Source organism: Streptomyces sp. SX-6 (genome assembly GCF_059089585.1).
Genome location: NZ_JBTHHU010000004.1, coordinates 321,884 through 346,026, shown reverse-complemented (window position 1 = coordinate 346,026; position 24,143 = coordinate 321,884). Strand labels below are relative to the sequence as shown.

Annotated in this window: 28 protein-coding genes and 1 pseudogene; 16 read left to right on the top strand and 13 right to left on the bottom strand. The window is 69.9% G+C overall.

Annotated elements, in window-relative coordinates; all coding sequences use genetic code 11:
- The 3 genes and pseudogenes from ACV530_RS07505 to ACV530_RS07495 form a co-directional block, all read left to right on the top strand.
- Positions 1-194: AbfB domain-containing protein (locus ACV530_RS07505; RefSeq protein WP_494331478.1), on the top strand; the 194-nt coding region annotated here is incomplete at its 5' end.
- Between the two features lie 225 nt (positions 195-419).
- Positions 420-836: a nuclear transport factor 2 family protein gene (locus ACV530_RS07500; RefSeq protein WP_494331477.1), complete on the top strand. Its 417-nt coding sequence runs from the start codon at positions 420-422 to the stop codon at positions 834-836.
- Positions 837-903: 67 nt separating this feature from the next.
- A pseudogene (locus ACV530_RS07495) lies at positions 904-1,071 on the top strand (MBL fold metallo-hydrolase); the annotation flags it as partial.
- Between the two features lie 143 nt (positions 1,072-1,214).
- On the opposite strand, the gene ACV530_RS07490 reads toward ACV530_RS07495, so the two are convergent.
- Together ACV530_RS07490 and ACV530_RS07485 are read right to left on the bottom strand one after the other, a co-directional pair.
- Positions 1,215-2,096, bottom strand: coding sequence for a TIGR03620 family F420-dependent LLM class oxidoreductase (locus ACV530_RS07490; protein ID WP_494331476.1), 882 nt, complete (start codon positions 2,094-2,096; stop codon positions 1,215-1,217).
- Positions 2,093-3,019 carry an NmrA/HSCARG family protein gene (locus ACV530_RS07485; protein WP_494331475.1) on the bottom strand — a complete coding sequence of 309 codons (927 nt, stop codon included), beginning with the start codon at positions 3,017-3,019 and terminating at the stop codon, positions 2,093-2,095. Before ACV530_RS07485 ends, ACV530_RS07490 begins: the two co-directional genes overlap by 4 nt.
- Before the next feature lie 118 nt (positions 3,020-3,137).
- Here ACV530_RS07485 and ACV530_RS07480 point away from each other — a divergent pair, with 118 nt between their 5' ends.
- From ACV530_RS07480 to ACV530_RS07465, 4 genes are all read left to right on the top strand, one after another.
- Entirely contained in the window at positions 3,138-3,725 is a 588-nt protein-coding gene (locus ACV530_RS07480; protein WP_494331474.1) for a TetR/AcrR family transcriptional regulator, read from the top strand.
- Positions 3,726-4,001: 276 nt separating this feature from the next.
- The gene (locus tag ACV530_RS07475; protein ID WP_494331473.1) at positions 4,002-4,823 is read left to right on the top strand and encodes a sigma-70 family RNA polymerase sigma factor; all 822 of its coding nucleotides are present in this window, start codon (positions 4,002-4,004) and stop codon (positions 4,821-4,823) included.
- 49 nt (positions 4,824-4,872) lie between these two features.
- Complete coding sequence (locus ACV530_RS07470; RefSeq protein WP_494331472.1) at positions 4,873-5,706, top strand: DUF3592 domain-containing protein; 834 nt, start codon at positions 4,873-4,875, stop codon at positions 5,704-5,706.
- Between the two features lie 181 nt (positions 5,707-5,887).
- Entirely contained in the window at positions 5,888-6,118 is a 231-nt protein-coding gene (locus tag ACV530_RS07465; RefSeq protein ID WP_494331471.1) for a hypothetical protein, read from the top strand.
- Here ACV530_RS07465 and ACV530_RS07460 read toward each other — a convergent pair.
- Positions 6,108-6,951, bottom strand: a protein-coding gene (locus tag ACV530_RS07460) for an IS5 family transposase (RefSeq protein WP_494331490.1) whose coding sequence is annotated in 2 segments (ribosomal slippage) — positions 6,108-6,125 and positions 6,127-6,951 — 843 coding nt in all. Because the reading frame shifts where the segments join, the coding sequence is not laid out codon by codon here. The two genes, ACV530_RS07465 and ACV530_RS07460, sit on opposite strands and share 11 nt — an antisense overlap.
- 367 nt (positions 6,952-7,318) lie before the next feature.
- Entirely contained in the window at positions 7,319-7,915 is a 597-nt protein-coding gene (locus ACV530_RS07455; protein ID WP_494331470.1) for a hypothetical protein, read from the bottom strand.
- Between the two features lie 306 nt (positions 7,916-8,221).
- Here ACV530_RS07455 and ACV530_RS07450 point away from each other — a divergent pair, with 306 nt between their 5' ends.
- Positions 8,222-9,784, top strand: coding sequence for an RICIN domain-containing protein (locus ACV530_RS07450; protein ID WP_494331469.1), 1,563 nt, complete (start codon positions 8,222-8,224; stop codon positions 9,782-9,784).
- 89 nt (positions 9,785-9,873) lie between these two features.
- Here the strand turns inward: ACV530_RS07450 and ACV530_RS07445 are convergent, their stop codons facing one another.
- Entirely contained in the window at positions 9,874-10,287 is a 414-nt protein-coding gene (locus ACV530_RS07445; protein WP_494331468.1) for an ATP-binding protein, read from the bottom strand.
- A gap of 150 nt (positions 10,288-10,437) precedes the next feature.
- Between ACV530_RS07445 and ACV530_RS07440 the strand changes: the two genes are divergently transcribed.
- The 4 genes from ACV530_RS07440 (at position 10,438) to ACV530_RS07425 (ending at position 12,815) form a co-directional block, all read left to right on the top strand.
- Positions 10,438-11,223, top strand: a complete 786-nt coding sequence (locus ACV530_RS07440) for a helix-turn-helix domain-containing protein (RefSeq protein ID WP_494331467.1) — start codon at positions 10,438-10,440, stop codon at positions 11,221-11,223.
- Positions 11,220-11,426, top strand: coding sequence for a DUF397 domain-containing protein (locus ACV530_RS07435; RefSeq protein WP_494331466.1), 207 nt, complete (start codon positions 11,220-11,222; stop codon positions 11,424-11,426). Before ACV530_RS07440 ends, ACV530_RS07435 begins: the two co-directional genes overlap by 4 nt.
- Before the next feature lie 45 nt (positions 11,427-11,471).
- A complete protein-coding gene (locus tag ACV530_RS07430; RefSeq protein WP_494331465.1) occupies positions 11,472-12,413 on the top strand; it encodes an AEC family transporter in 942 nt (313 codons plus the stop codon).
- A gap of 153 nt (positions 12,414-12,566) precedes the next feature.
- Entirely contained in the window at positions 12,567-12,815 is a 249-nt protein-coding gene (locus ACV530_RS07425; protein ID WP_494331464.1) for a hypothetical protein, read from the top strand.
- Positions 12,816-12,866: 51 nt separating this feature from the next.
- Here the strand turns inward: ACV530_RS07425 and ACV530_RS07420 are convergent, their stop codons facing one another.
- The 4 genes from ACV530_RS07420 to ACV530_RS07405 form a co-directional block, all read right to left on the bottom strand.
- Positions 12,867-13,262: a tautomerase family protein gene (locus tag ACV530_RS07420; protein WP_494331463.1), complete on the bottom strand. Its 396-nt coding sequence runs from the start codon at positions 13,260-13,262 to the stop codon at positions 12,867-12,869.
- A 52-nt stretch (positions 13,263-13,314) separates the two neighbouring features.
- Entirely contained in the window at positions 13,315-14,139 is an 825-nt protein-coding gene (locus ACV530_RS07415) for an SGNH/GDSL hydrolase family protein (protein ID WP_494331462.1), read from the bottom strand.
- Between the two features lie 117 nt (positions 14,140-14,256).
- Complete coding sequence (locus tag ACV530_RS07410; protein ID WP_494331461.1) at positions 14,257-16,257, bottom strand: GTP-binding protein; 2,001 nt, start codon at positions 16,255-16,257, stop codon at positions 14,257-14,259.
- Complete coding sequence (locus ACV530_RS07405; protein WP_494331460.1) at positions 16,208-16,468, bottom strand: hypothetical protein; 261 nt, start codon at positions 16,466-16,468, stop codon at positions 16,208-16,210. The genes ACV530_RS07410 and ACV530_RS07405 overlap by 50 nt, the downstream gene beginning before the upstream one ends.
- 97 nt (positions 16,469-16,565) lie before the next feature.
- Between ACV530_RS07405 and ACV530_RS07400 the strand changes: the two genes are divergently transcribed.
- Positions 16,566-17,339 (top strand): hypothetical protein, encoded by a 774-nt coding sequence (locus ACV530_RS07400; RefSeq protein WP_494331459.1) that lies wholly within the window; start codon positions 16,566-16,568, stop codon positions 17,337-17,339.
- 306 nt (positions 17,340-17,645) lie between these two features.
- Here ACV530_RS07400 and ACV530_RS07395 read toward each other — a convergent pair whose 3' ends face one another.
- Positions 17,646-18,347, bottom strand: coding sequence for a GntR family transcriptional regulator (locus ACV530_RS07395; RefSeq protein ID WP_494331489.1), 702 nt, complete (start codon positions 18,345-18,347; stop codon positions 17,646-17,648).
- A gap of 66 nt (positions 18,348-18,413) precedes the next feature.
- Between ACV530_RS07395 and ACV530_RS07390 the strand changes: the two genes are divergently transcribed.
- Both ACV530_RS07390 and ACV530_RS07385 read left to right on the top strand, forming a co-directional pair.
- Complete coding sequence (locus tag ACV530_RS07390) at positions 18,414-19,256, top strand: (2Fe-2S)-binding protein (protein WP_494331488.1); 843 nt, start codon at positions 18,414-18,416, stop codon at positions 19,254-19,256.
- A 198-nt stretch (positions 19,257-19,454) separates the two neighbouring features.
- Positions 19,455-20,522, top strand: coding sequence for a DUF2637 domain-containing protein (locus ACV530_RS07385; protein ID WP_494331458.1), 1,068 nt, complete (start codon positions 19,455-19,457; stop codon positions 20,520-20,522).
- A 53-nt stretch (positions 20,523-20,575) separates the two neighbouring features.
- Here the strand turns inward: ACV530_RS07385 and ACV530_RS07380 are convergent, their stop codons facing one another.
- Positions 20,576-21,013 carry an ATP-binding protein gene (locus tag ACV530_RS07380; RefSeq protein WP_494331457.1) on the bottom strand — a complete coding sequence of 146 codons (438 nt, stop codon included), beginning with the start codon at positions 21,011-21,013 and terminating at the stop codon, positions 20,576-20,578.
- Between the two features lie 213 nt (positions 21,014-21,226).
- Entirely contained in the window at positions 21,227-22,771 is a 1,545-nt protein-coding gene (locus tag ACV530_RS07375) for a protein phosphatase 2C domain-containing protein (protein ID WP_494331456.1), read from the bottom strand.
- Between the two features lie 103 nt (positions 22,772-22,874).
- On the opposite strand from ACV530_RS07375, the gene ACV530_RS07370 reads away from it, so the two are divergent.
- Positions 22,875-23,603 carry a hypothetical protein gene (locus tag ACV530_RS07370; protein WP_494331455.1) on the top strand — a complete coding sequence of 243 codons (729 nt, stop codon included), beginning with the start codon at positions 22,875-22,877 and terminating at the stop codon, positions 23,601-23,603.
- 18 nt (positions 23,604-23,621) lie between these two features.
- Here ACV530_RS07370 and ACV530_RS07365 read toward each other — a convergent pair whose 3' ends face one another.
- Positions 23,622-24,137, bottom strand: a complete 516-nt coding sequence (locus ACV530_RS07365; RefSeq protein WP_494331454.1) for a methylated-DNA--[protein]-cysteine S-methyltransferase — start codon at positions 24,135-24,137, stop codon at positions 23,622-23,624.
- Positions 24,138-24,143 lie beyond the last annotated feature (6 nt).

Genomic DNA, 24,143 nt, shown 5'->3' with positions numbered 1-24,143 from the left:
ACGCCACGTTCTGCCCGCAAGCGGGTAAGAACGGCCAGGGCCTCTCCCTCCAGTCCTACAACTACCCGGACCATTTCATCCGTCACTACTACTACGGCGCCTACATCGCCAGCGAGGGCGGACCGAACGCCTGGGACACCCCGACTCTGTGGCGGGATGACGTGAGCTGGGACCTCACCGGGCCCTGGGCCTAAAGGCTTGTCTCGTGACGCTGTGGTCGTAAAGCCGTGCTTCAGCTGACGGTGGCAGGCTGCGGTGGAGAAGTCGGTGGCAGGCTGACCGCCGGTAGGGGACGATCACGACGTGCACGGCCCTGCTCTTGTCAGACACGCCCGAACGCGTCGAGCGGTGTGGTGCTGTGCTGATGTCGGATCGATGCTCGGCTTGGCGCCTTCCACGCCGGGCCGGAGAGGACGCGTGTGTCGCTCGCTCTTGAAGATCGCTTGGCCATCATCGAACTGGTCTCGTTGCACGGTCACCTCGTTGACGACGGAAGCCTTGACCGGATGGACGAGTTGTTCACCGCCGATGTGATCTATGACCTCACCGACTTCGGCCAGGAGCCGCTGTCCGGGGTGGCAGCCATCCGAGAAGCGGCATGGGCGCTGGGAGCGGCCAACCCTGTCGCGCATCACGTCACCAACGTCGTCGTAACCGCATGGGCGGACGGCCGGGTGCAGGTCCGTTCCAAGGGGCTGGGCATCAAGGCGGACGGCTCCTGCGGTTCCGTCTCCTACGACGACACCGTCGTGCGCACCGCTGACGGCTGGCGGATCAGCCATCGCAGGGTCTCTCCACGCCGAACTCCCTTGGGCGGGCTGACAAAGCCCGGCTGACCGGGCACGTCTCGCCTGGCCCTCATCGGTGAGGACGACATTGTGCAGGCGGACGATGCCGAGCGGGGGCCGATCGCTCGTTTACTCCGGAGACACAGCACCGTGCGCGAACCTCACGCAACTGGCCGAGGGGTGCGATGTGTTGCTGTGCGAGGCCGAGAGCGCCCATGCGCCGACCGAGGGCGATCAGGTGCACCACACGCCCGAAGACACCGGCGACACCGCCGGCACGGCCCGGGGGCAGGAACAGCGGCACCCGTGCTGTGCGTGCGCGGCACAGGGCATGAAGCGGTTCCTCGACCGGGTCGAACACCTCTTGTGGCAGGCTGCAGCGTGGGAGCCGCGGTCCTGCTGCGGCTCCCACGTCGATGGATCCGGTCAGGGCAGCAGGTGGGTGGCCATGTGCTCCCACTGACGGATGGGGACGATGCCCGGCATGCCGGTCAGGAGGTGGAGGCTGACGTGGTCGGCTCCGGCGTCGAGGTGTTCGTGGACGCGCCGGACGACGTCCTCGGCATCGCCGTGGGCCACGATCGCGTCAACGAGCCGGTCGTCGAGGGCGTCCACATCCTGGTACCCCAGGTCGTGCAACAGCGCGCGCCGATTGGGCAGGGCTGCTGCTGCGGTGGCTGCTGCCAGTTCAGCGGTCCGTGAGCGGGCGGGACTCAGGACGCACAGTTGGGTCACGGCCAGGAGTGTGTCGGGCCCGAGCACTGTCCTCGCCGTTCGTGTGTACTCGACGGGCATGCCCAACACGGTGGCGCCCCAAGCGCGTTTGGCGGCAAGCGCGAGCATGCCCGGGTCCAGGGCCGCGAGCAGCCGATGCTGCGAGGCTGTCGTGGTGGGTGGACCGAACGGGGCGGCGTCCAGCGTGTCGAGGTAGGCGCGCATCGCGGTCGGCGGCGGGTCGAAGCGGCGACCGCGGACGTCCTCGACGAGGGTGGGGTGGCTCTCCCACAGTCCGAGCAGGAATCGCCCGGGGAACGCCTCCTCCAGGGTTCGGTGGGCGGCGGCGGTCGTCACCGCGTCGCGCGCGTAGATGTCGGTCATTCCGGCGGCCACGGTGATCCGCCGGGTGGCGGCCAGCAGGATCGCGGCCTGCGCCATGGCCTCCCGCCCGGCGGTCTCGGCGAACCACAGGGTGCCGTAGCCGAGGCCCTCAACTGTGGCCGCGGCCTCGCGAAGCCCTGCCGCGGGGTAGGTGTCGAGATCGCCCGCCCAGATCCCGATGCGCCCGAGGTCGGGCTTGCGCCCGTTCATGCGTGCTGCCCTGCGGTGGGCTGGGTGGCCAGGAAGGCGGCGATCTGGGCGGCGCCGGTGCGTTCCAGCCAGGTGGGGAAGTTCATCGCTCCGGGGTGGATACGGCGGGTTGCGGTGATGTCCGCGCGGTAGCCGTGTTCTTTGAGCCACTCGTTGGCGTACGCGAAGTCCTCATTGAGGGCCCGGATCGCTTCGATCGGGATCCGGGCGTACGGCAACGGACGCCCGAGCGCGTTCTCGATGGTCGCGGCGATCTGGACCGGCGTGAGTTCGTCTCCCGCGAGGGCGGTGTCGCGGCCGATCCAGTCTTCGGGCCGGGAGAAGGCCAGCGCGGCGACGAAGCCGACGTCGTCCACGGCCATGATCTGCAGCGGGACCTCGGGGGCGAGGGCGGTAGCGAAGGTCCCGTCCCGCAGCGCGTAGGCGCCGGTGAAGTTCTCCATGAAGGAGACCGGCCGCAGGATCGTCGCGGGCAGGCCGAGCGCGGCGATGTGCTGCTCGATCAGCCACTTGCTGACCAGGTTCTGCGGCAATCTCTCGCTGCCGTGACGGTCTGCGCCGGCCACCGAGGTGAAAACGAAGTGCTCGATGCCGGCAGTACGCGCAGCCTCGGCGACGTTGATCCCCCAGCGGACCTCGTCCTCGCCGCTGAAGTCCGGCGCGGTCCCGGGGGAGCCGACCGTGGGCTGGACGCTGAACATGCCGTACGCGCCGTCGGCCGCGGCGACCAACGAGGCGACGTCCTCCATCTGCGCGCGCACGATCTGCGCACCGGCGCTCGCCAGCTCCCTGGCCGGCGCCCCGTCCGGGTTGCGGCTGAGTGCGCGTACCTGCCAGCCGTTGCTGAGCAGGTGCCGTGTCACCGCCCGGCCTTGCAGGCCGGTCGCCCCCACCACCACGACGGTCTTTCCTGTCGGTTCCACGAATCTCCCCATGTCGCATGCCGACGAGGGCCCACACCCAGTAACTGGGGTGGCCCTCCGGTTATTGGCCGCTACGATATGGAGGGCCACCCCAGTTAGCAAGTCGTCAGGAGATCCCGTGCCCAAGAGCGCAGCCGACCCGGCTTCACGGCCGATGCGTGCCGACGCACGCCGCAACTACGACCGGATCGTGGCCGCCGCCGAGAGCCTTGTCGCCGAACACGGCACCGAAGCCTCACTGGAGGAGATCGCCCGGCACGCCGGAGTCGGCTCGGCCACGCTCCACCGGCACTTCCCCTCCCGGCAGTTGCTCCTGGAAGCCGTCTTCAAGGGCCGGGTGAACGCCCTGTGCGACAAAGCGCGTGACCTGCTGCCCGACTCCGATCCCGGAGCCGCACTCGTCAGCTGGCTCCGCGCCGTCTGCGCACACGCCGTAGCCAACCGGGGCCTGGGAGCTTCAGTGATGCACGGCACCCGCGACGGCGACCCGACGCTGGGAAGCACCTGCCACGCGATGATCACCAGTGCCGGCGACGAACTCCTCGACCGCGCCCGCCACGTGAACGCCGTACGCCCCGACGTCACCATCACCCAACTACTCAAACTCGTCGGCGCCATCGCTTTGGCCACCGAGGAGGACCTCGACGGCCCGGTCGAGGCCGACCGGCTGCTCGACCTGGCCATCGACGGGGTCCGCGCACGCTGAAGCTCCATCCCGCAGCCAAGGAACGCAACGCCCGTTGATGCGCGACAAGTGATCCGCCTTTCAGTTGCGGTGAGTTTGTTACGCGACAAACAAGGAGTATTCGATTCTGGGAACGTAACCTTCTCACCGCTGAATGACCGTCAGCCGCACCCTCGCACTGACACAGCCAAGGGCTGTCCCGTTTCGTCCCCGACGACGTCCGCCGCGCCTTCACCGCCCGCCTCCTGGACCCCCTGCGCGACATCCTGTACTCGCCACCCTGGAGGACCGCACTCGGTGAAGCCGAGCACCAGCCCCCGCCACGGCGGGGGCACCCCCCTGCCGTCGGAGAAACCCACTTTCGAAGAGTTCTACGCCACGCGTTTCCGCCGCTTGCTGGCACAGGCCTGCCCCAACACCCCTGACCTGGACACCGCCCTCGACGCGGTGCAGGAAGCCCTCCTCGCCGTCTTCCAGCACTGGGACGACGTCAACGACCCGCCCGCCTACGCGGGTACCGCCTTGCGGTACGTCATCTGGGCGGACCGCCGCCGCCACCGGCGCACCATGCCGGTGGCCGAGGACATCGCTTCTCCGTACGAGTCCAGCGACCACGTGGTCCAGCACATCGTCCTGGTCGATGCCTTACGGGCCCTGCCACCCATGCAGCAATCCAGCGTTGTCCTGCGCTACTTCGAGGGCTGGGCGGTCCAGGACGTCGCCGACCACCTCTCCGTCACCACGAGTACGGTCCGCTCCCATCTCGTACACGCCCGCCGCCGCCTCAAGGACCTGAGCGACCGCCCGGACACCACCCACACCCATCCGCCACCGCCCGACCACACGACCGACCTCATCGAACGCGCCCGCCAATTGAGCGCGCCACAGCAGGAATGCGTGGCACTCCGCTTTCTCCAAGGCCTCTCCGTCACCGAGGCGGCCAAGGTCATGGGCAAGAACAAGGGGGCAATCAAAACCCTCCAGCACCGCGCCCTGCGCGCATTGACACCCGCCGCCTCCCGCGTACTGCACGAAGTCGCCCGGAACGCGGAACTCACACCACCGGATCCCACGGCCCGTCAACGATTACTGGCCGAGGTCAGCGGCCACGCCTCGTGACACGATGCACCGGTGGGGACATGCCGGTACTGCAAGCTAATGTGCCCCCATGGGGGTTGTGATCAGACAAGGGCGTACTCGGGTGTGGGTCGCGGGACGCGAGGTCCGCTGGCAGGAGGGGGCGACGACGACGTTCGTGCCCGGTGCGTGGGTGCACCGGGTCACGGTCGTGGGACAGGAGCTGACTGTGCACCTTGTGCACGGTTCGGGCCTCGACGCCGCGTCGCTCACCGTCCGGCACCGCAGCGCGGAGGCGCTGACCGGCCTCGCGAGCGAGATCCGGACACTCCGTTCCCGTCCCGATGCCTCGGGCGACCGGCCGCCCGTACGCCAGGAGACAGACTCTTCCTGGCTGGGCCGGGTACACGATGCGGCAATGCGGTGGCTGACGCGGTATGTGCGGCACGGTACGCCGCTGCAGAAGTGCGCTGCGTGGTACGTGGCGTTGGCCGTGCCCCTGATCATGCTCATACCGGTCGAGCCGTGGTACAAGCGGTTGCTCGCCCTAGCGCTGTTTGCCATAGGGGTGGCCCTGCTCTGCGCGCTGGAGCATGGGCTGTCGCTCAGGACGAGGTGGATCATCCACCGCCGCGGGGTGACCGTGCAGGCCACCCCGCGCGTGAGCACCAGCAGCAGCGGTTCGGACACATACCACTACCGTTTCCGCGCGGTTGACGGGACCGTGCACGAACACGACGACGGCTTCAAGCCCCGGCGGAATGAGATCAGTTACGACCCCCAGGACCCGTCACGAGTGCTGGTCCGTTCGTGGGGCTCGCTGCTGCTCGGTGTTGTGCTCATCCCCTGGCTGGGCGCCCTGAGCATCGCCTGCTTCACGCCCCCTGCACTGTGGCTGACCGAGGTGGCGAGGGCGTTCTTCTAGGGCCTGTCCGATGAGTCTGTTGCTGGCCTGCGTCAGGTATGCCGCAGCGCCTGGGCGGTCTGGCGCGCCCCTGGAGGATTCCGGGCGCTCTCGCCCTACGGTGCGCGTGGGTTGCGCCCTGGGAATACTCCCCGTCAACTCAACCCTGTGTCGATACCGGCACACTTACGGGAGGCATGTCATGAGCAGCATTCGCCGGTTCAGCGCCGCCATCGCGGCGAGCGCCCTCCTCGCCCTGGGAAGCATCGCGCTGGCTACTCCCGCTCAGGCCGCAGACGACGCCCCCACGACCTACGACATCCTTCCCGGCCAGGGCGACCTCGCCGAAAAGGCCGGCCACGTTATCAAGGGTGCCTATGGGATCGCGGCCGAGCTCATCCCTGGGCTCAACGAGGTCCGGACTACGGCCTGAGCCAGAGGGCGGATCGCGGCGAGCGTGACCGTGCCCTGGAAGACGTAGGCGCGCTTGTCGAACCGCGTCGCTACGGACCGAAAGCCCTTGAGGGCGTTCACGGTGCGTTCTACTTCGTTCCGGCGTGCGTACTGGTCCCGGTTGAAACCCGTGGGCCTACCTCCCGCGCTTCCTCGGTTACGGCGGTGGGCCCGCTGGTCACGACGCTCGGGAATGACGTGCCGGATCTGCCTGCGCCGCAGGTAACGACGGTTACGCCGCGACGAGTACGCTTTGTCGGCGCTCAGGCAGTCGGGCCGGGTACGCGGGTGCCCGACGCCTGCGCGGGGGACGCGGATGCGGTCGAGGACAGGGATCATCTGCGGCCCGTCACCCCACTGCCCAGGGGTGAGCAGCAGGGCGAGCGGGCGTCGCCCGCCCTCACTGGCCAGGTGGATCTTCGTCGTCAGCCCGCCCCGGGAGCGCCCCAGGGCCTCGTCCGGTCGGTGCCACGCGGGGCGGGTCCGCTTGCCCGGTACCTTCGGGTCGCGCTTGCGGGCGCCGGTCGCGTGCTGGTGAGCCCGCAGGACGGTCGAGCCGACACCCACCATGGACCAGTCGATCCGTCCCTCCGCGTCGGCAACGGCCTGAAGTCCCTGCAAGACCCTCGCCCAGGTACCGTCCGCCGACCATCTGCGATGACGGTCGTACACCGTCTGCCACTTACCGAACCGGGCTGGCAAGTCCCGCCACGGCATCCCCGTGCGCAACCGGAACAGAATCCCGTTGATCACCCTGCGGTGACACTTCCACCGCCCGCCGCGCCCGGCGTTCCCGGGCAAGTGCGGTTCCAGACGAACTCACTCCGCCTCACTCAAGTCGCCCCGCCCCACGCGGCTGAGAACGACCTACAACCCGGGCGGTCACCAACCCACCAGACACGCCCTAGGGTGCGTCCGATGGGTCAGGTCCTGCTTCTGGCCCCGTGGTGGAGCTCGATCCGTGGGCCTATCCAGCACTCACTCATCGTCGTCGGGATCTTCAGCGTCTTCGTTCGTGTTCTCCAAGCCGGACAGGGCTTGCCGAGTGTCCGGGCGCGGGCGGCCTGACCCAAACGGGTGGCGACACCGCCATCACCCGCACGAGAACGCCGAAACGATCACTCATGTAGCTGAAAGACCGGCAAGCCCACGGATCGGGCAGCGGACCTACCGGACACCCCTAAGGCGCGGTCTGCAGTTGCCGGACTCCCGTCACGTACCAGTCCCCCGGGTTTTGTGACCTCTTCCTCGCCTGTTCCTGCTTCTTGGCGTCGAGCTTTTTGTACTGGTCTCCACGCCAACCACTGGTGAGGTCGGAGATCGGGATGGGCCCGAACAGCTTGTCCACGACGGACGCGTCGTAGATCTGCGTGAGGTAGAGCTCCTGGTCTTGCGGAACCTGCCCCTGGATGTTCCTGTTACAGGCCTGCTCGACGAACGCCACGTCCTGCACTTGCTGGTAGACGCAGTACGCACCGCACTGCTGGTCGATGACGCGGGACCATGCGTCCCCGACGCACTTCATCTGCTGGCGTACAGCGGCTTGCCTGAGGTCGATCCCGGTTTCCTCGAAGAATTCGATCCGCCCGCCGGTGATCACGTCGCGTTCCGTGACGGAGCCACCGGGGATGACGAGCTGCCCCGCCCCGTTCAGAACCGTGGGCTGAGTCGGCTTGCCGCCGAACCGGGACCCGTACACGTTCTTGTACGCGACCAGGGCCCGGAACTGCCTCGGGCTGGTGCTGGGGATGTCGTAGACCAGGTGGTAGGCGTACACGTCTTCACCTTCCGTTTGGCGGTGGCACGAGACGACCAGTGAGCCAAGGTAAGGCGTCAACTGCTGTGTGGGTACGGGGCCGATCCGGCCATGCGGCTGCGCGGCTCGGGGGCGGAGGCGCACCCGGGCGCCCGGTTGGGCCCATCCGCTCATGCGGATGGAAGTGTGCGGGCCTTCGGGGCTCCCTCGTTCACCGCATCCTCGGTATGACGCCCCGCATGAACCCACGTGGTTTCATGGCGATTTCATCGGCCTTTGCAAACTCATGGGACGAGGACTGCCACAGGTTCCCCACGGAAGGTCGACATGCATAGACAGCTCAAGGGCGTCAGACGCCTCATAGCAGCCCCTTTCCTCGCCCTGCTCATGCTCACCACCGGCGTCATCGCCACCGCCGCCACGGCGCAGGCGGCCGACTCGGCCGCCTGGAGTTTCACCAACCCGAACGGCACCCTCAACGCGACCGGCACCGGTGACGGAGCGCAGGTCTCCGTCACCCCCGGCGGCACCAACTACAGGAACTGGCGCCTGATATCCGCCGGTACCGGCACCTTCCGTATCGCCAACACCAATACCGGCAAGTGTCTCTACTCCACTCAGCCGCTCACTCAGCGCTCGTGCGGCGCGGGCGACAAGGACGACGGCCAGCTCTGGCACTTCCACCCCATCGACGGCAAGCCGGACACCTTCATGCTGGTGCGCGCCAATGAAGGCTATTGCCTGGACAACCGGGGCGGCCTGCACCTGTGGGGCATCCTGGCCCAGCCCAACCCCTGCAACGGCTCCTCCGCGCAGAATTGGACGGTGCCCCAGGCGAAGGCATCCGAGGCGATGAAGCTCGCGCTCGACTACTACACCGACCTGTGTTCCAAGAGGACCGCCACCTGCTCGTGGACGCAGAAGTCCGAAGGGCAGCCGGAAGTCCTGCCCCGTCAGCCCGCCTCGTCGGTCTGGTACAACGACACCGGCACCACGATGAAGCAGGTCTTCACCACGATCTACCACTCCGGCTGGGCACAGTCGTTCTCCGTGGGCCTGGAGTCCTCCATCGGTGTCTCCGGTGTCTCCACCCCGGTCCAGGCGATGATCAGCAACCAGCTCACCGCGACACAGACCTACCAGTCCGACGAAGCCACCGTGAACGGCATCTCGATCGACGTCCCGTCCAAGAACTACGGATGGGTCGACTTCGCCGCCATCGGCAAGAAGGTCACCGGCACATGGACCTTCGACGTCGACCACCAGCCGTGGACCACTGACGCGACCGTGACCGTCCCCGTAATCAACTCGGCGGCCGGCTCCACGATGTACGTGGCGCACACCAGCACCACCGCGCCCGGCAGCGGCACCGGCAGCACCGACGTCAAGCCTGCCGCTCTCGCGAAGACCGCGACGGACACCATGGACGTGCCCGCAGGCGCCAAGCTGACCGCCTACAAGGGCGGTGTCCAGGTCAGTGACGCCGACGGCAGCACGATCGCAACGGTGCAGCCCGGCACCGTCACGGACACCAACGGCACGGCCCACAAGGTCAATCTCGCGGTGGACGGTAACACCGTCACCCAGACCATCGAAGGCGTCACCGGAGACACAGTCACCGGCACGATCACGCCCCCGACCTACTCCCTGGGCAGCGCCCCCTCCGCCGCCGCGAAGACCGTCAAGATGGCGAAGTCCCTCATGGCCGCCACCGCTGCCAAGAACAGCGACGATCACGACAAGTGCATGGCCAAGAAGATCGGCACGAGCATTGTCGTCGGAGGTGTCTTGGGCACCCTGCGCGGCGGCCCCGAAGGAGCCGCCATCGGCATGCTCACCGGCGCATTCAAGGGCATTGGCAAGGGCGTTGTCGAATGCCGGAACAAGTGACCTGACCACCTGAACGACAGCGAACCGGGTACCGGTTTCCGCGCGCCTGAGGGCAGTTTTCGTGCGGAAACCGGTACCCGACTCGCCTTTCACCCGTCCACAGCGAGCTCGCACCACACCACCTTGCCGGGATCCCGTTCGCCGACACCCCATTTGTCGGCCAACGCCTCGACGAGGAGCAGGCCACGGCCGGCGTCGTCCAGCGCGTCCGTGCCGAGCCGTGGGCGAGGGTGGCCGGGGCCACTGTCGTGCACTTCCACGCGCAAGACGTGGTCCTCCAGCAGCCATAGGTGGAGCAGGAAGCCGCGGCCGGGCGGGACTCCGTGACGGAGGGCGTTGGTGGTCAGCTCGCTCACGCAGAGCTGTGCGGATTCGGCGACGCTGCCCTCTACTCCCCACTCGCCGAGTACCTCACGAACGAACTTCCGGGCCATCGCGATGGTTTGCGCGCTGCGGCGGCAGAACCGCTTGCGGAAGAAGGGGAGTTGCTTCTGGTCATTCACAGAGCAACCGTTGCAGGCGTTCACTAGCGTGGGCCAGTGCGGGCGCCCGTACAAAATCTTTGTACGGGTCCGCGCCGATCAGGTGCGCCCAGGGCTGGGGAGTTGGCCTCCATGCGGACTCGGAAGAACGACAAGACACAGTGCTCGTCGATGCAGCTCATCGGCGAGCTGCTCGCGACGCTTCGCACGAATGCGGGGCTGACCCAACGTGCCCTTGCGAAGCTCCTGTGCATCAGCGAGGAGACGATCGCGTCGATCGAGCAAGGGCGACGGTCCTTGCTGCCGGACCTGGCCGAACGGCTGGACCGCGTCCTCGAGTCGGGTGGCGTACTGACGGTGGCAGCGAGGAAGGCGCTGGTGCAGGACAACTTTCCTGTTAGGGCACAGGAGTTCATCGAGCGCGAGCAAGAGGCAATCGCTCACTCTTCGTACGAAAACGCGGTAATTCCTGGCCTGCTCCAGACAGAGGCTTACGCTCGCTCTGTCTTCAGGACTGCCATCCCCGCCCTCAGTCAAGACGAGATCGAAAGCCGCGTATCAGTCCGCCTTCAGCGCCAGGCCGTACTACATCGGGCGGAACCCATGACAACATGCTTTGTCATCTTCGAGGCCGTAGTGCTGAGCCGTATCGGTGGTCGGGACGTCATGCGCGAGCAGCTCCGCCATCTGCTCACCTGTGCAGACCTTCCAGGGGTATCCATTCAGATCCTGGAGCTCAGCTGTGAGAACCACGCGGGTCTCAGCGGACCGTTCACTCTGCTGGAGACTCCTGAGCACCAGCATCTCGCCTTTGCAATGGTCCAGCGGGCAAGCCGACTCGTCTTTGACCCGGATGAGGTCAGCATCCTTGCCCAGAAGTATGGAATGCTGCGAGCGCAGGCCCTCGATACCACAGCAACCAAGCGCCTGTTGAACCAGTTTCTAGGAGAGACATGAACCGCCCGCAGTCCATACCCTGCACCGGCACTCTCTCATGGTTCAAATCAAGTCGCAGCGGCGATGAACCCGAGACTTGCGTCGAAGTCGCCACCACCCCCGCCACCATCCACATACGCGACTCCAAGCGCCCCGCCAGCCCCCACCTCACCCTCTCCCCCACCGCCTGGTCCGCCTTCACCACCTTCGCCGCCAGCGCGTGACGTCGATCATGGCGCGAACCCCCCGCACGGGGTTGCGTACGCGCCATGGACAGCCTCAACGCACTCCTCGCCACCTTCACCCCGATCTGGATGCTCACCGCCGTCGGCTATCTGGTCGGCAGGACGGGACTGCTCGGCGAACATGCGGAGGAGGTGCTCGGCCGGTTCGTCTTCCATGTGGCCATGCCGGCCGCGCTGTTCACGATGACGGCGAAGACATCCTCCCTGGGCAGCTTCCTCAACCTGTCCATGCTGGCGTTCGTCGGCGGCACGGTGGTGGCGTCGTTGCTCGGGGTTGCCGTCGGGCGGTGGTGGTTCGGGCGGCGGCCGGCAGAGCAGGCGATCAGTGGCATGGCGGCCGGGTACGTCAACTCGGCGAACCTCGGCATCCCGGTGGCGGCGCAGGTGCTGGGCGATGCGTCGTTCGTCGCGCCGGTGATGCTGTTCCAGGTGCTGCTGGTGACGCCGGTGGTGCTGGCCTTCCTCGATGCAGGCACGGAACAGCGGAACGGCGGCCTGGGTCGGGTGCTGATGCTGCCCGTACGGAACCCGATCATCATGGCCTCGGCGCTCGGTACCGTCTTCGCCGCCGCCGGGTGGCGGCTTCCTTCCGAACTGAGCAGTTCATGCGACCTGTTGGGGCATGCCGGGGTGCCTACCGCGCTCGTGATGCTCGGCATGTCGCTGCATGGTCGGCCGGTGGCCGCCCGGCAGGGGGCGAGAGCCGAGGTGGGCGTGGCTGTGGTCATCAAGACGGTGGTGCAGCCGCTGACCGCGGGCGCCATCGGCCTCGTCCTGCACCTGCCGTCGCACCAGTTGCTCGCGGTGGTGATCTGCTCCGCGCTGCCGACGGCGCAGAACGTCTTCACCTATGCGCGTGAGTACGGGCTGAGCACGTCCTTCGCCCGTGACTCGGTGATGATGTCGACGCTGCTGTCGATGGGCACGCTGTCGGGGTTCGCGCTGGTGCTGGGATCTGTGCACTGACCGTGTGTTGCCAGCTCCTCGGGCAACAGGCAACGCCTTGAGCGCTCATGACCGATGGCACAGGCTGATCCCGGCGATCAAGGAATAACCAACCAACCGCGATATCGGAATTTCTTTAGGAGAGTCATGCGTATCCGTGCTGTTCTGCCTGTTGTGCTTCTGGCCGTCTCCGGCGGCCTTTTCGTCGGTGCCGGCAATGCCTCGGCGGCGGGCGGCGGGGGTTACCCCGGCTTCCAGTGCTTCAAGAACCAGCACCGCGACGTGTATTGCAGCGATGCCAAGGTCAAGAACCACGCGACGGGCAACGCGTGGATCAAGACCTGTTCGGCCGACGCCGTGCAGGGCAAGATCACGGCGTTCATCTCCGACAAGCGTCCGGACGGCGCTCTGCACTGCGGCTGACAGGACACCTCACAGGGCGGGGCCGATCCGGACCGGCCCCGCCCTGTGGCGTCATTGACGAGGGCGGCGGAAGTCCAGTTGCGTCACTCCGTTGTAGCCGTAGCTCTCGGGATGCATCTCATACAGGGCCACCCCCGCGACGGGCGGCAGCAACCCGAGCGTGCGGCGGAGGAGTTCGTACGTCTCGCTGATGAAGCGGGCCTTCTCGTCGGCGCTGTTCGTACCGACCGTGATGCTGACCTCGACGTGCGCGCCCGTCACCCCGTCCGCCACCGGCGCGCCTCCCACGTAGTACCGCTCCGCGGGCACGAGGTTGAGGTGGACGGTGGTCCGCTCGAGCGGCTTGTCGAGGACGGTGACCGCCAAGTCGGTCAGCCCCTTGGCCAGGGCCTCCTGGACGGCTGGGTCCAGTTGGGGGTTGCTGATCGTCGCGCGTATGAAAGGCATGCGTGCACGGTGTCTTGATCATGCACGTCACGTCCACCGAATTGCGGGCCGGTCACAGGCGTGCGAGCACCTCGCGCGCCATGGCCCGCTCGCCGTCCGCGTTGGGGTGGAACGGCAGCGCGGGCTTGACCGGCAGGAGGCCCTCACTCCACTCGTCGGGCGCGCAGATGTCGTGTCCGGCGCTGGCCGGGTGGAGGTCGACGAACTCGGCGCCCCCGGCGTGGGTGGCTTGCTCCAGGACCTCGTTCAACCGGTCCTCGAGACCGGAGAGATAGAGCAGGTCGCCGTCGGCGAAGGTCTCCCGCGGCCGACACGTGCGCCCGTCGCCAGGCAGCTCCTTCAGATAGCCGACCAGCAGGACATCGGCGTGCGGGGCCCGTTGGTGGACTTCCCTCAGCGTGGCGGCGACCTTCGGGCCGGTGGCCTCGACCTTCTGCTCGAGTGCGCCGTGGTCCGCGTCCCGGCACGGGGTGCCGTGCGGCTGCAGGAGCCCGAAGAGGGAACAGGACGCCAGCTCCAGGCCGAAATCAGCATCGTTGGCCCCGATGGTGAGGGTGATGAGCGTGGTGTCGCGCGAGAGGGCGGCGAGCTGTGGGCCCAGGGTGGTGGTCTTCGCACCGCTGCACGTGACGTCGGTGAAGGCGGCGGGATGGATGGCGTTGGCGACCAGGTGCGGGTAGTTGTTGCCCGAGCGCGCGCACAGCAGGTCGGTCTGCGGGGGCACCCCGGCCGCTGCTGCGGCCGAGTCGCCCATCGCCACGTATCTCGCCTGTTGCTGTGCGGCCATCGCGGGCGCCGGGCCCGCGGCGAGGAGCGCTCCGGCTGCGAGCGCGACGAGGTGTCGGACACGAGGACGGGGACGGCGCAGGACTGGCATGTCACTCCCAACGCTGAAGCAGCACGGAAACCAGCTGTACTGCTCGTCATACAGCCAGTCCGTGCGCGTATGTCCGTGTTCCGTGCCCTGTCACCCGTACGGGACCGGCGTACGCCCTCAGGCGCGGCCCAAACGGCGCAGATACTCCGCACGGTTGAGCGGGTTGCCGTCCGTCCGGGGACGCCGCGGCCGGGTGCCGGACGGGCAGGGACGGTCGGCGGCCGGGGCCGACCACCAGAGGGCCTCGCCCCGGGTGAGCGCGGGCAGGCGGCGCTCCAGGGAGGCGATACGGCGGGCAGGGACGACGCCCTTGACGAGCCACATGTCGCGGCCGGCGGCCTCGGTGTCCTGGATGCTCGCCGCGGCCTCGGCCAGTGCGCCCGTCACCGCGCTCAACGCATGGGCGGGCAGCTCGAGTTCGTAGGCATGGTACGGCTCGTACACCCGCGTCCTCGCCTGTGCGAGGGCGGACATGAGGACGAGCGGGGTCAGGCAGCGGAAGTCGGCGGCCGTGCTGACGGGGCTGGCGTAACCGGAGCGGGTGAGGGTGACGACGCAGTCCGTCACCGGCCAGCCGTGGAGGCCCTGTTCGAGGGTACCGCGGACCGTGTCCTCGATGGCACGGTCGAACGCGTGCGGCAGCGCGCCGAGTTCGGTGTCACGGCGGAAGACGACGCCCGAGTTCTCCGCGCCAGGCGACACCCGGAGCCCGACCGTGGCCCAGAAGAGGCTGCCGCCATGGCGTTCGATGCCCTCGTCGGCCTCGCCCGTGCCGACGGGCCGTTCGCGGTGGACGATGCTGCTGGCCTCGAAGACGGCCTCGACGCCGAACTCCTCCTCGAGCGTGGCCGCGATGATCTCCTTCTGCACCTCGCCGTAGAGGAGGACGACCGTGCCGCCGCCGCCCGGCAGGGCGCGGGTGCCGATGAGGGGGTCCTGGTCCGCGAGGGCGGTGAGCGCGGCGTGCAGCCGGGCCGCGTCGGCGGGGCGGACGGGCCGTACGACCGTCTCGAGACCCGGCGGCGCGAAGTGCGGCTCCGGCCGCCCCGTGGGAACGGGGCCCAGGCGGTCGCCGACACGGACCCGGGGCAGGCCCCTGACCCTGGCGATCCCGCCCGCGGTGAGCCGCCGCGCCATGGCGCCGGGCGGGGCGCCGACGACCTCGAGGCCGGTGATGCGGCCGGTGTGCTCGCCGACCGTGCCGTCGGGCTCGCGCCGGTGGAGGGTGATGCGGTCGCGCTGCGCCAACTCGCCGGTGAAGAGCCGGACATACGCGGTCTTCTCGCCGGAGGCGCCGCGCTCGACGGCGAACACGCAGCCGCCGGCGGGCTCGTGCGCGGCAGGGCGCGCGGGCGGCAGCCAGCGTGCGATGCCGTCGGCGAGGGTGGCCATGCCGTCGCCGGAGAGCGCCGAGCCGAAGTAGAGCGGGTACGCCAGTCCGCGTGCGGTCTGCCCGGCGAGAGCGGCCCGTACCTCCTCCGCGTCCGGGGTCCGCCCCTCGACGAGGGCGGCGAGCAGCGCGTCGTCGTGTTCCGCGAGCACCTCGGCGGTGCGCTCGCGGAACTCCGGGTCGTCGAAGGAGTACGGGACCGTACGGGCGTCACGCGTGCCGATGCCCTCCACGGTGGCCAGGGGCACGGCCCCCGGCGTGAGCCGGGCGCGGATCGCCGCCAGGGTCTCCGTCTCGCGGGCCCCGGTGCGGTCGGTCTTGTTGACGAAGATCAGGGTCGGCAGGCGCAGCCGTCGCAGGGTCTTCATCAGCACGCGGGTCTGCGCCTGCACCCCTTCGACGGCGGACAGCACGAGCACGGCCCCATCGAGCACGCCGAGGGCCCGCTCCACTTCGGCGATGAAATCGCTGTGGCCGGGGGTGTCGATGAGGTTGACGTGCAGGCCGCCGCTCGGAGTGCACGGAGTGCTCAGGGTGAAGGGTGCGACGGCGGTGCGGATGGTGATGCCGCGGCGGCGTTCGAGCTCGCCGGCGTCGGTGCGGGTGGTGCCGTCGTCGACGCTGCCGAGCCGGGCGATGGCGCCGGCGTCGAAGAGCAGTCGCTCGGTGAGGCTGGTCTTACCTGCGTCGACGTGCGCCAGAATGCCGATGTTCAGGGTGGTGGGCATATGGGGTGAAGTCCTCGGGAACGGTCATCCGGTTGGGGAGCTGGGGGTTTCCGAGGCTCTGGCGCATGGTGGTGCGTTCTCCCTGGGTCGGTGTCGGTGTCGATGCGGATGACTGGCGCATCGTGCCAGTGATGCCGGGCGGGCGCGAGCGATTTTCGAGCGCCTGGTTGATCGCCTGGTTGATCGCCTGGTTGTTTGTGAATTGCTTCACACCGACCCCTTGGCCGAGGCTTGGTTGTCGTGTTGAGATGCGGGCAGGTTTCCAGCTCGACGGTGCGCTTGGGGAGGCGACTGTGGCGGACACCGCCATGCGTATGTCCGATGAGCAGGGTGAGCAAGGTGAGCAGGACGATCCACTAGCGCGAGCCGTGTGGCGGCTGCGGTCGCGTGCGTGCTGGGAGGACGCCGCCGTGCTGCTGGCCCCCCGCGCGGCCGTCGAGGCGGACTTGGCCCGGCAGCGGACGGCCGTGCTGGCCGAGCGGTGCATGTTCACTGCGGTGGGCTGGGAGGACGCGGAGGACGCGCTGCGTGCGGCGGAGGCGCTTGCCGCGAGTGATGAGCAACGGGGTGCGGCGGCGTGTGAACGGGGTCATCTCGCTTACGCCTCCACCCTTTTGGGGGTACGGGACCGTGCGGACGAAGCACGGTCGGCGCTGGGGAGGGCGGCGGCTCTGCTCATGCCCGGTTCGCCGCATCGGCCGCTGCTGGATTTCCGGCGCGGGCTGATCGCCCAGCATCTGTCCGACAACCCGTCGGACGCGACGGCCGCGTTCAAGCGTGCGCATACGGGGGCGACGCTGCACGGGCACGAGTTGCTTCTCTCGTCCACCTGGCGGCACTTGGCGGCCATGGCCGAGCATGACGGGAGAGTCGTGGACGCGCGGCGGGGGTACGCGGAATCCCTGCGCATCCGGGAGGAGTTGGGCTACCTCGTCGGTATCGCGCCGGCTCTCGTCTCGCTGGCGGCGGTGCTGGCGGATCCCGCGGAGGCGGGGCGGTTGTGGGAGGAGGCGGGGCGGTTGGTGCGGTTGTTGGGTGGGGTGCCGGCTTGGCTGGCGGAGCGGTTGCGGGATGCGGCGTAGGGGTGGGGGGTGCTTGTGCCCCGGTCCCGCCCTCTCGCCGTCTCCTCCGGGGCTCCGCCCCGGGCCCCGAACCGCGCTGACGCGCGGTGTCCGGGGGCAAGCCCCCGGGCCCCCGAAACCGCGCTCCGCGCGGTTGTCCTCAAGCGCCGGACGGGCTGAAATTTCGCGCCCGCGCTGAAAATCAAGCCCGGCCCGGCACTATCAAGCCCGTCCGGCGATTGAGGACAACCGCGCGGAGCCGCGACAAGCGGGGTCTGGGGCGCAGCCCCAGGAGACGGCGAGAGGGCGGGACCGGGGCACAACCCCCTACGCCGCGCCCAGGAAGTGGCCCGCCAGCAACGCCTCCACCGCCACCAGGTCCCGCTCCTCCAGCGCCCTCAGCAGCACCACATGCTCACCCGCGTCCGCGACAAGGTCGACCTCACCCGCCACACCACCCGGCCACTGCGCCCGCCGGTGCAGTTCGTCGGCTATCAGCACCAGCTGACGGTTGCCCGTGAGCGTCAGCAACGCACGGTGGAACGCGCGGTCCGCCTCCGCGTAGGCGGCGCGGTCGCCGTCGCGGGCGGCGGCGGACGCGGCCTCGGCGAGGGGCAGCAGATCGGACCAGCACGGCGCCGGCACCGCACTGGCCAGCCGCAGCACGGCGGGGACCTCGATCAGGGCCCGCACCTCGGCGAGCTCGGCGAGGTCGCGGGCCGAGCGGCTGGCGACGCGGAAGCCCCGGTTGGGGACGGCCTCGACGGCCCCCTCGAGGACGAGCTGCTGCATCGCCTCGCGCACGGGCGTCGCGGAGACCCCGAAGCGCTCGCCGAGCACGGGGCCCGAGTACACCTCGCCGGGCACGAGCTCCCCGCTGACCAGCGCTTTGCGGAGCGCGTCGAGGACCTGACCGCGCACGGAGTACCGCTGCGGCATGCGCCGTGGGCGCGGCGCCGCCGCCGTCCGGGATCTGCCCTGCTCCATCGGGGTCCTCCTATGTGTCCAACCGAACCATAGGCGGCAGATCCGACAGTTCAAACCCGGGATCTCGCGGGTAGAGCATTCCTTGGCCGCCGATGATCGCGATTGGTGGTGTCCATGCCCCCTTCCTCTGCTTCCTCCGCTTCCTCCGTGCCACCTGTCGCCGAGGCCTATGCCCGGCTCGTCGAAGTCCTCCCCGCGCTGACGGTCGTCTGCGCGCCCCCGCGCCAGGGCGACGGCTGGATCGCCACGGCGGGGCTCGTCGCGGGCGGCGGGTCCGTCGACACGTACCTGGCGTGGGACGACGAGCAGGTGCTGCGCGAGCACGGCCGGCGGGGACGGCCGGACGTCGTCGCGGGCTTCGGGTTCTACCGCTACGCCTGGGCGGCCTCGCTTCTCGTCACGCTCCCCTGGTTCCTCCACGGCCGGGTGCCCCGGCTGCCGGTGGGGGCCGTGTCCATCCGCCGGGGGCGCGGCACGGCGCTGACGGCCGCGGTCGCCGAGTTCGGCTGCCTGCCGGGCGACCCGGCGGCCGACGGGCCGGGCGCCCGGGTCGCGCCGGACGCGGAGACGCTGCGCGCCCAGGCGCGGGCGGTGCTGGCCGCCCACCTGGGGCCGGTGCTGGAGGGCTTCCGGCCGCGGACCCGGCGCGGGCCGCGCGCCCTGTGGGGCCTGCTGACGGACGCCGTCACCGAAGCGCTGTGGCACGTGGGGCGGCTGCTCGGCGAGGAGGAGCGCGCCCGGCACGAGCTCGGACTGCTGCTGCCGGGCGGCACGGTCCCGTACGTCGGCGGCGCGGCGTTCCGCGAACTGACCGGCCAGGGCGGCGCGTTGCTGCCGACCCGGGACCGGGCGAGCTGCTGCCTCGTCTATACGTTGCGCCCCATGGACACCTGTCTCACCTGTCCGCGTACCTGCGATACGGACCGCGTACACCGGCTCTCCGCAAGCTGATTGCCGTCAATCCATCCGATCGAGTGCATTGACGGGAACGCAATTCCCTTGTCGCCGACTCGCGTTCGAATCCACACGCACCTATCCGTATGTCCTTGGCGGCCATTGGCGGTGAGTTGCCCGGAAACCCCTTGGCGCACGGTCGGTTTCCGTCAGGATGGCGCGCGATAGGCCGTACTGCGATACGAGGGACGCAAGATGAGAGTGACCGACATACCGCTGAATTGGGTATTGCCCAGTGCCGTGGCGCTCGTCGGGGCCGTGGTGGCGGTGACGGTGTTCACGCGCGGCCGGCCCGGCGCACAGGGCGCACAGGACGAGGGTTCGTCCGGCGCGGATTCCTGGGAACGCAACGAGGAGCGCAGACGCCGCAAGGAGGCCGTCTACGGCAGTGCCTCCTACGTGCTCCTCTTCTGCTGCGCGGCGGTCGCCGCCGCGCTCTCCTTCCACGGCCTGGTCGGCTTCGGGCGGCAGAACCTGGGGCTGGACGACGGCTGGGAGTTCCTGGTGCCCTTCGGGCTCGACGGAGCAGCGATGTTCTGCTCGGTCCTCGCGGTGCGCGAGGCGAGCCACGGCGACGCGGCGCTCGGGTCCCGGATGCTGGTGTGGACGTTCGCCGGCGCGGCGGCCTGGTTCAACTGGGTGCACGCGCCACGGGGGATGGCCCACGCCGGGGCACCGCAGTTCTTCGCCGGCATGTCTTTGTCGGCGGCGGTCCTCTTCGACCGCGCGCTCAAGCAGACCCGCCGGGCGGCACTGCGTGAACAGGGGCTCGTGCCCCGCCCGTTGCCGCAGATCCGGATGGTGCGATGGCTCCGCGCCCCGCGCGAGACGTTCGGCGCCTGGTCGCTGATGCTGTTGGAGGGCGTACGCACGCTCGACGAAGCGGTCGACGAGGTCCGCGAGGACAAACGGGAGCGGCAGCAGCACCGGATGCGCCGGCGGGAGGCGGGCAAGCTGGAACGGGCCCGGCTCAAGGCGTACAGCCGGCAGAACCGGTTCCTGTGGGGCCGGGTGCGCGGCGGCGGGCGCCAGGTCGAGGTGACCGCGGTGTCGGCAGGCCCGCAGCCGCCGCAGATCGGCTCCCAGGCGGCAGAACCGTCCTCCATAACCGAGGCGGAGCCCCTCCCCCTGCGCTCGCGGTCGCGGCAGACCGCGGGCCGGCCCGATCCGATCGACCTCACGGCCGAGGACGACACCCAGCCCATCCGACGGCTGGACGCGATCGAGGAGGAACTCGCCCGCATGGAAAAGAAGTTCGGCTGATCGATCCGACCGCCCTGGGCCGGTCGGCGGGCGCCCCCGGGCGACGCCGGGGCTCAGGGCTCTTCCGCGTCCAGCTCGAACCACACGGCCTTCCCGACGCCGTGTGCGCGTACGCCCCAGGCGTCCGCGAGGGAGTGGATGAGCAGCAGCCCGCGCCCCGAGGTCGCGGCCCCGTCCCCGCCTGGCTCTTGAAGGGCCACGCGCAGCGCCGGGTGGCGCGCCGCGAAATCCCGCACCTCGAAGCACAGTCGCCCCTTGACCGATGCGGCAGGACCGCCGGTGAGGACGGCCCTGACCGATGCCCCGCCCTCCGTGTGCACGAGGGCGTTGGTGACGAGCTCGCTCGCCAGCAGTTCGGCGGTCTCGGACCGCCCGGGAGCTCCCCAGTGCGCCAGCAACCGGCGCAGTGCCGCTCGTACTTCCGCGACAGCTGTCAAGTCGTTGTGCCGCAGCGCTCTTTCCCAGCCGAGCGGTGAAGCCCTCTCATTCACCGCTTCTTTCCGTGTCGTGCCGCTCCCTGGGCCGACCCAGTGTGCAGTCTGCCGTTTCATTCCCGACCGCCCGCCCCCTCCCGGCGCACCGGCATCGAACACGCTCACGCCAATGCATGCCCCGCACACCCGGGTACGACTCCTGTTGAGGCATCAACATGACGACATGGTGAATGCGGGATACGGAAAAGGGCTCGCCCGAACCCGGTGCGGCTATCCCTCCCAGACCGCGCACGCCGTGCGGTCGTCGGCGTAACCCTTCACCCGCAACTGGGCGTCCGCGAGGAATTCGGCCAGTCCCGGCGGCCGCTCCCGTGACCCCCACCGCTCGGCGAGCAGCTCCCCCAACGCGGGCTCGCCGCGCAGCGGATCGGCGAAGCCCGCGCTGCACAGCAGCAGGGCGTCGCCGGGCCGGGCGACGGACGCACGGAAGCGGAAGGGCTCGCCCGGCAGGTCTGCGGGGTCTATCGCGGGAGTGGTACCGGGGGTGGGGATGCCCAGGTCAACGGTGATCCGGTCCTCGGCGACGGCACGGGTGGCCGCCGGGTCGGCGGACGGTTCGGGCTCGCGCGGCCTGGGCTCGAGGTCCTGCCAGACGCCCTCGCGCAGCCGGAAGAGACCACCGCCGCCCACCCCGAAGAACACGCGCGTCCGGCAGCGGGCGTCGGCGGGCAGCAGCAGACAGCGCAGGGCGGCGGTGTACTCGGCCGGTTGCAGCCCCAGTTCGGCGGCGCGGGCCCGCAGCCTGCCGTACGAGCGGTCGGCGAGCCGGTGCAGTCCCGTGCGCAACTCGCCGCGGCGGCCCGCCCGGATGTCCTCCGCGAGCCGGGTGTGGCTGCGCCCGACCGCGCCGCCCATCCAGGCGCAGATGTCGCGCGCCGCGCGGTGCGCGCCCTCGGCGGCGCGCGCCCCGCTGGCCACGGCGACGAGCAGCAGCGCGCCGTCCCCGGTGCCGAAGCGCGCGGTGAGCAGGGCGTCGCGTCGGGGCTCGCCGCGGTAGCGCGCCGAGTCCCCGCGCAGCGACAGGGCGCGCAGGGTCATCGCGCCGTACCGGGCGCCGTCGAGCACGGTGTCGGGCACGAGGTCCTCGAGCCCGCCCGGGTCGGCGGCGGGCCAGGCGGTGGGCTCCGCCTCGTAGGTGGGCGGCCCCTGCCCTACGTACTCCGGCGAGCGGAGGCGCTCCTCCCCGTCCTTCCGCCGGGGGCGGGGCACCTGGGGCACGACGGCCGCCTCGAGCACCGCCGCGGACTCGGACTCCTCGAGAACGGCGGGCAGCCGCGTCATCGGCGTGCGCGGGGCGAACGGTGCGACGGGGGGCACCCCGAGCTCCCACATCGGCTCGGTGGGCGGCGGTTCGGCGGCGGGCTTGGGCGCGGGCGGCCGCGGGGACGGGGACGGGGACGGGGCAAGCGGTCCCGCGAGGTCGGGGAGCGGTGGGAACTCGCTGGGCCCCACCACCCCCGGCGTGCGGGGGACGTCCCGGACGACGGGACCGACGGGCTCGGCGGGAGCGGCAGGCTCGGCGGGCTTTATGGGCTCGGCTGGCTTTGTGGGCTTTGCGGCCTTGGTGGCCTTGGCGGGATTGGCAGGTTTGGCAGGCTTCGCGGGCGGCGGTTCGGTCCCGACCACGGAGGAGACGGAGGCGAATCTGTCGTCAATGCTGTCGTCCCCGCCGGCCGAGCCCAGGTCTGCCGAGCTCCAGCCGTACAACTCCGCCCACCAGGCGTCCTCTTGTCCCTGATCCCCCAGCTGACTCATGCCCTTATTGTCCACACTGCGGGGCATACGGGAAGAGTGCACGGCGAGCACCGCGAGGGATGATGACCCGAGTCGCAGTGTGGTTGTGGGGAGTGGTGTTCACGTGCCCGGTGTCATAGATCCGGCCGTTGTCAGGGAGACGGCGCAGGCGAGAACGGGTACGGGCGGTGCCGGAGGGCTCGCCGGGCACGGGCCGTTGGAGGTGGTGACCGGGGCGGAGGCCGTCACCCGACGGTTGTCACGGCTACGGCGGGAAGCGGTCGACGAAGTGTGCGCGTTGTTGACGCCGGGGGTCTGGGACGCCGTTCTCGACACGGAGGGCGGGGTGCCGCCCGGCCGGTACGTCGTGGAACGCGCGGCGGCCGAGCGCACGGAGGGCCTGGCGGATCCGGCCCGCCTCCGGGTCGTCGACCGGGTGCCCGCCGGGCTGTGCGTCGCCGACCGTCATGTGGCGCTGCTGGCACTGGCGTCGGGTACGGAGCCTGCGGCGCTGGTCGTGGGTGCCGGTTTACTGCTGGACTCCCTGCTGGACCTCTTCGAGCAGGTCTGGCGCGCGGGCCAGCCACTTCGGGCCGACGCCCGCCCGGATCCCGCCGCCGCTGCCGCTGTTGCTGCCGCGCCGGACGCCACGGATCTGGCTCTCCTGTCGCTGCTGCTGGCCGGGCTGACGGATGCGAGTGCCGCGAAGCAGCTGGGGCTGGGCCTGCGGACCGTGCAGCGGCGGGTCAGACGGTTGATGGAGCTGGCGGGTGTGACGACGCGGTTGCAGTTGGGGTGGGCGGCGGCGGAACGGGGGTGGCGCGTGCGGCATTCCGGCCCGGCCGGGGCGTGAGGCCGCGGCCGTTGGTCCTCAAGCGCCGGACGGGCTGGAATTCAGCGACCCCTCCAGCGCCAGCAGCTTCCGCTTGCGCTCCAGCCCGCCCGCGTACCCCGTGAGCGAGCCGTCCGCCCCGATCACCCGGTGGCACGGCCGTACGACCAGCAACGGGTTGGCCCCCACCGCGCCGCCGACCGCCCGCACCGCGGCGCGGGATGCGCCGACGCGGGCGGCCAGTTCGCCGTAGCTGGTGGTCGCGCCGTACGGGACGGAGTCCAGCGCGTCCCATACCGCGCGCCGGAAATCCGTCCCCTGGACGGCGAATTCGAGCGCGAACTCCTTGGCCTCCCCCGCGAAGTAGGCGGCGAGCTGCCGCTCGGCCTCCGCGAAGGCCGTCGGCTCGCGCCGGTCGTCCGGTCCGATCGCCGGGGCGTTCTTCTGTCCCGGCACGGACAGCGAGGCGAGTGCCGTGCCACCGGGGGCGGTGGCCGAGGGCACGCCGGTGAGCAGCAGCAGTCCGAGGGGGCTGTCGATCTCGGTGTACAGCATCGTCGT

What these genes read in the sequence shown, in the direction of transcription:
- ACV530_RS07490 (WP_494331476.1), bottom strand. Translation starts at nt 2,096, where the DNA reads ATGAACGGGCGCAAGCCCGACCTCGGGCGCATCGGGATCTGGGCGGGC.
- ACV530_RS07470 (WP_494331472.1), top strand. Translation starts at nt 4,873, where the DNA reads ATGGGGGTTGTGATCAGACAAGGGCGTACTCGGGTGTGGGTCGCGGGA.
- ACV530_RS07465 (WP_494331471.1), top strand. Translation starts at nt 5,888, where the DNA reads ATGAGCAGCATTCGCCGGTTCAGCGCCGCCATCGCGGCGAGCGCCCTC.
- ACV530_RS07450 (WP_494331469.1), top strand. Translation starts at nt 8,222, where the DNA reads ATGCATAGACAGCTCAAGGGCGTCAGACGCCTCATAGCAGCCCCTTTC.
- ACV530_RS07440 (WP_494331467.1), top strand. Translation starts at nt 10,438, where the DNA reads ATGCAGCTCATCGGCGAGCTGCTCGCGACGCTTCGCACGAATGCGGGG.
- ACV530_RS07435 (WP_494331466.1), top strand. Translation starts at nt 11,220, where the DNA reads ATGAACCGCCCGCAGTCCATACCCTGCACCGGCACTCTCTCATGGTTC.
- ACV530_RS07430 (WP_494331465.1), top strand. Translation starts at nt 11,472, where the DNA reads ATGGACAGCCTCAACGCACTCCTCGCCACCTTCACCCCGATCTGGATG.
- ACV530_RS07420 (WP_494331463.1), bottom strand. Translation starts at nt 13,262, where the DNA reads ATGCCTTTCATACGCGCGACGATCAGCAACCCCCAACTGGACCCAGCC.
- ACV530_RS07415 (WP_494331462.1), bottom strand. Translation starts at nt 14,139, where the DNA reads ATGCCAGTCCTGCGCCGTCCCCGTCCTCGTGTCCGACACCTCGTCGCG.
- ACV530_RS07410 (WP_494331461.1), bottom strand. Translation starts at nt 16,257, where the DNA reads ATGCCCACCACCCTGAACATCGGCATTCTGGCGCACGTCGACGCAGGT.
- ACV530_RS07400 (WP_494331459.1), top strand. Translation starts at nt 16,566, where the DNA reads ATGCGTATGTCCGATGAGCAGGGTGAGCAAGGTGAGCAGGACGATCCA.
- ACV530_RS07385 (WP_494331458.1), top strand. Translation starts at nt 19,455, where the DNA reads ATGAGAGTGACCGACATACCGCTGAATTGGGTATTGCCCAGTGCCGTG.
- ACV530_RS07375 (WP_494331456.1), bottom strand. Translation starts at nt 22,771, where the DNA reads ATGAGTCAGCTGGGGGATCAGGGACAAGAGGACGCCTGGTGGGCGGAG.
- ACV530_RS07365 (WP_494331454.1), bottom strand. Translation starts at nt 24,137, where the DNA reads ATGCTGTACACCGAGATCGACAGCCCCCTCGGACTGCTGCTGCTCACC.